7 protein-coding genes are annotated in these 3,939 nt (G+C 47.1%); 1 reads left to right on the forward strand and 6 read right to left on the reverse strand.

The genetic code is table 11. From position 1 onward, the window contains the following. Positions 1-21 precede the first annotated feature (21 nt). Genes yxlE through sigY form a run of 4 tightly spaced genes read right to left on the reverse strand, consistent with a single transcriptional unit; the run spans position 22 to position 1,259 of the window. The gene (gene yxlE, locus ACWHAR_RS19400; protein ID WP_003227293.1) at positions 22-210 is read right to left on the reverse strand and encodes a sigma Y negative regulator YxlE; all 189 of its coding nucleotides are present in this window, start codon (positions 208-210) and stop codon (positions 22-24) included. After that, positions 207-413 carry a sigma Y negative regulator YxlD gene (gene yxlD, locus ACWHAR_RS19405; RefSeq protein ID WP_019259859.1) on the reverse strand — a complete coding sequence of 69 codons (207 nt, stop codon included), beginning with the start codon at positions 411-413 and terminating at the stop codon, positions 207-209. Before yxlD ends, yxlE begins: the two co-directional genes overlap by 4 nt. Further along, positions 410-730, reverse strand: a complete 321-nt coding sequence (locus tag ACWHAR_RS19410) for a YxlC family protein (protein ID WP_041054173.1) — start codon at positions 728-730, stop codon at positions 410-412. The genes yxlD and ACWHAR_RS19410 overlap by 4 nt, the downstream gene beginning before the upstream one ends. Beyond that, entirely contained in the window at positions 723-1,259 is a 537-nt protein-coding gene (gene sigY / locus ACWHAR_RS19415; protein WP_041334491.1) for an RNA polymerase sigma factor SigY, read from the reverse strand. The genes ACWHAR_RS19410 and sigY overlap by 8 nt, the downstream gene beginning before the upstream one ends. Positions 1,260-1,469: 210 nt before the next feature. Between sigY and ACWHAR_RS19420 the strand changes: the two genes are divergently transcribed. Then, positions 1,470-2,843: a cytosine permease gene (locus ACWHAR_RS19420; RefSeq protein ID WP_017697242.1), complete on the forward strand. Its 1,374-nt coding sequence runs from the start codon at positions 1,470-1,472 to the stop codon at positions 2,841-2,843. Between the two features lie 13 nt (positions 2,844-2,856). Here the strand turns inward: ACWHAR_RS19420 and ACWHAR_RS19425 are convergent, their stop codons facing one another. Further along, the gene (locus ACWHAR_RS19425; protein WP_144453766.1) at positions 2,857-3,687 is read right to left on the reverse strand and encodes an NAD(P)H-hydrate dehydratase; all 831 of its coding nucleotides are present in this window, start codon (positions 3,685-3,687) and stop codon (positions 2,857-2,859) included. An 85-nt stretch (positions 3,688-3,772) separates the two neighbouring features. Continuing rightward, the coding region (locus ACWHAR_RS19430; RefSeq protein WP_452087573.1) for a hypothetical protein at positions 3,773-3,939 on the reverse strand (167 nt) is incomplete at its 5' end.

Genomic DNA, 3,939 nt, shown 5'->3' on the forward strand with positions numbered 1-3,939 from the left:
ATAGACAGACAGCATATCGGCTTACCTTTGCTTTCTGCCGACGGTGAAAAATAAAATCGGCCCGATAATATTGATACATACGATGATTGCAGCCCACATCCACTTTGGCCCGTTCGTCCGCTCTTCTTTTATACAGCTGATCAGAGCAAACACCGCCAAAGCCAGCTGTAATACAATCAGCGGCAAAATCATTTCCCAAGAAATATTCATTGCTTGATCCCCCTTTTCTTCCGATCCGGCCTAATGACAAAAAAGTAATAACAAATCAGAGGCATCGGTGCTGTAATCAGTCCGACAATCCCCCAAACCCATGCCATGCGATTTCGTTTTTTCGCATCAATAAATAAAAAGATTCCCTGCGCCAATACGATGAGATAAGCCGCAGCCGTTATGATCATTTCTGTTTGTGTCATCGGCGCTCCACCTCGCATTCCCCGAGCTGTCTTTTTTTCTCGGTCACAATCAAAATCGGCAGGGTAGCAAGCACACAAACCTGAAGTACAATAAACACAGCGGGAGCTTGAATGAGTGCCAGGCTCGCCGCACTCACAACCATCAGCGCGCAGAATACAAATAAGATGATCTCTTTTAGCAGTTTTCTTCTGCGTTCAGCTTTCATTTGTGACAGCTGGTGAAGCAGTTCTTTTTGAGTCGGTATAGAGGGATTGGCTGTTTGATCAATTTTTTTCCATTCTGACTTTAAATGATCAGGAAGCTTTTCTTTATTCATCGTCCCACTCCTTTCTGATTTGCTGGAGCCCTTTATGAACTCTGGACTTTACAGTGCCTTCTTTGATTTGAAGCATCATCCCGATTTCGGCGTAGGTATAGCCGTAGTAATGCCTTAATAAAACTGGTGTGCGCAGTTTAGGGTCCAGCTTTGAAAACAGATCGAGCGTTTCGCTCCACTCTGCCCCTTTCGCCGACACGTCCCACTTGATCTTGCGGATTGTTTCCTCCGTAACTGTCTGATTCCGTTTCCATTCTCTCTTTCTCTTTTTCTGGTGATCGAGATAGAGCCGCGATGCAATGGAGATCAGCCACGTGGAGAATTTTGAACGGCCCTGAAAGCTTCTTAAATGGATGTACCCTTTCAGAAAGGTTTCCTGAACAAGTTCCTCGCTGAGATCGGGGTGAAGGGAAAGCTTTAACAAGTATTTATATAAGAAAGAATAGTGATAGTGGAAAAGGGCTGTAAACGCCTCGTCGTTTCCCTCTTTCGCCTGCTGTATCAGCCGCTGTTCTTCAAGTGTATCCAATGACCGTGATCCCCCCTTTTTTTTTTTCTGCCTTATGAGACGACACCGGATTCAAAAGCGTTCATCTTTTTTACAATTCTTTTCAGCCATTGACAGATCAAGCTTCCCGGCCGTTTGGCTGCATATCCTTATTTGTAAACCCCCTCATAGTCTGTTAAGCTATGACTTTATGTCGATTTCAAAAAAACATCCAATATGGAGGACGATGCATTGAAAGTAGAAAGGCGAACGATTGAATATATTCCGAATGAAGAGAGACATGGTAAAGCGAAAGATTTATTTCCCGTATGGTTCGGGGCTAATATGCATATCACCACGTTAGTGACCGGCACGATTCCCGTTGCAATGGGACTTAATCTGTTTTGGAGTGTTGCCGCTATTATTTGCGGAACCTTAATCGGTGCCATATTTATGGCGTCTCATTCCGCGCAAGGCCCTCAGCTAGGCATCCCGCAAATGATTCAAAGCCGTGCCCAATTCGGTGTAATCGGAGCGATTCTTCCCCTCTTCTTAGTCATGTTTATCTACCTTGGTTTCTTCGCAAGCAGCACGATACTGGCGGCCGGAACCTTAAGCAGCTTTGTTCCCATCCCGGGATCATGGATCATTATAGGCTTAAGCGCCGTATGTTTTTTACTCACCATTTTCGGCCATGATTTGATTCACAAAATGCAAAAAATCCTTTCTTGGACCTCTTTTGCTGTATTTTTTGCTGCAACGATTCTCATTTTTCAATTGCCGATTCCAGCAGGCAGCTGGATTCCCGGTGCGATTGATCTGCCAATTTTCTTGGTGGCAGTCAGCGCAGTTGCGACGTGGCAGCTTGCCTACGCGCCGTATGTTGCCGATTATTCAAGATATCTGCCAGTTAAAACACCGGCTTCAAAAACATTTTGGTACAGCTATGCAGGTACATCTGTCAGCTCCATCTGGATGATGCTGCTCGGCGCATTGCTGACAACCTCACTTCCTGACTTTACGGCAAACTCAGGCAGCCAGATTGTCCAATTGTTCGGTCCCTTCTCGTTTATTATGCTGATCATTGTGTTATTTGGGCAAATGGCAATCAACGTTTTTAACCTGTATGGGGCTTTCATGTCCACGACAACAACGCTGGAGCCGTTTCTGAAATTAAAAGTCACGCCCAAAGTCAGAATCATCATGATCCTGGGTGTCACGCTTGTCGGTACAGTCTTAAGCCTACTGGGACAGAGCAATTTTATGGAACTGTTTTTGAATTTTATCTTTTTCATCAGTTATTTCTTAATTCCATGGACGGCAATCAATTTAGTCGATTACTACTTCGTTCGCCACGGAAAGTATCAAGTCAAAGCCATGTTCGACGTAAACGGGCCTTATGGAAAGGTCAATTGGATCACCACAATTGCGTTCGTTCTGTCTATCTTGCTGGAAATTCCGTTTATCAACACAAGCTTTTACATCGGACCGCTTGCCAAAATGTTTGGCGGCGGAGACATCGCATGGATTATCGGCTTGGCCGTGCCTTCTGTGCTTTACTATGTATTAATGAAACCGCGTTTGAAAAAACGGGCGGGGTATCAAGAAAAGCTGTCTTCTCTCTGAAGACAGCTTTTTTTCATTCAAATCGTTTCCACACGCGGGGCAGGATGTCAGATAGCTCATGAGCGAGCAACGTATGAGCGGAGTGCTCGTCCGTCCAGAGCTCGGCGCACGCACCATGCAAATAGACAGCGTTTAATATGGCGTGCTTTGGATCTTCATGGCAGCAGAGCATCCCCAATATCATGCCCGTCAGCGTGTCACCGGTTCCGCCCTTGGCGAGCGCCCCGTTTCCGGTTGGGTTGAGCCAGCAGTCTCCATCAGGAAACGCGATGACGGTTTGGTTTCCTTTTAACACAATGACAGTCTGTAGCTGAGCCGCCCATTCCTTTGCATATTCCGCTCTTTTTTTCTGCAATTCGTTCACGGGCATCCCTGTCATTCGGGAAAACTCGCCCGGGTGCGGCGTGAGGATGACGGGGGCCTCCCGTTTCGGAAATGTACGCTTCGCCAGCGCTCCGGCATCCAAAATAACAGGACAATCAGCCGTAAGCACATGATCGACTGCCTGCTGTACGCTTTCCGTTTGCGGAAGGCCCGGTCCGATGGCAATGGCCCGGTACGCCTCTTCAAGCTCAGCACCCGCCGCTTTTTTCCAGCCGTCACGCCAATAGGTCGCCTCGGGCAAAACAGGAACAATTAGCGGGATTACGCTTTCTGATGTACCGATGACAAGCTTGCCGAGACCGCTCCGCATGGCCCCAAGCCCTGCAAGCAGCGCTGCCCCCGGCATGTCGTCACTTCCAGCCAGCAGCAAAGCCGTACTGTACGTGCCTTTATGGCTCTCCGCATCTCTTTCAGGAAGCGTGGCCCTTACATGCTCTTCCGTCCAAAATGGAACATTCATCTCTATCCCTCCTCTGCTTTCTTTTCCTATTTTTCCTGTCCCTTTTCTTTTTCAAACAAAAAAGACAGCCTTTTAGGGCTGTCTTTTATTTTACAGGAACATCAAGGTGATACAGGCGGCGATATCGTTCGTTTGCCGCCAGCAGCTCCTCATGGGTTCCTTCCATTTCTGTTTTGCCGTTTTCGAGAAATACGATTTTATCGGCTGCTTCCACTCCCGCGAGATGGTGTGTAATCCATAAAATCGTTTTTC

This window comes from Bacillus sp. LR--39 (assembly GCF_053613335.1).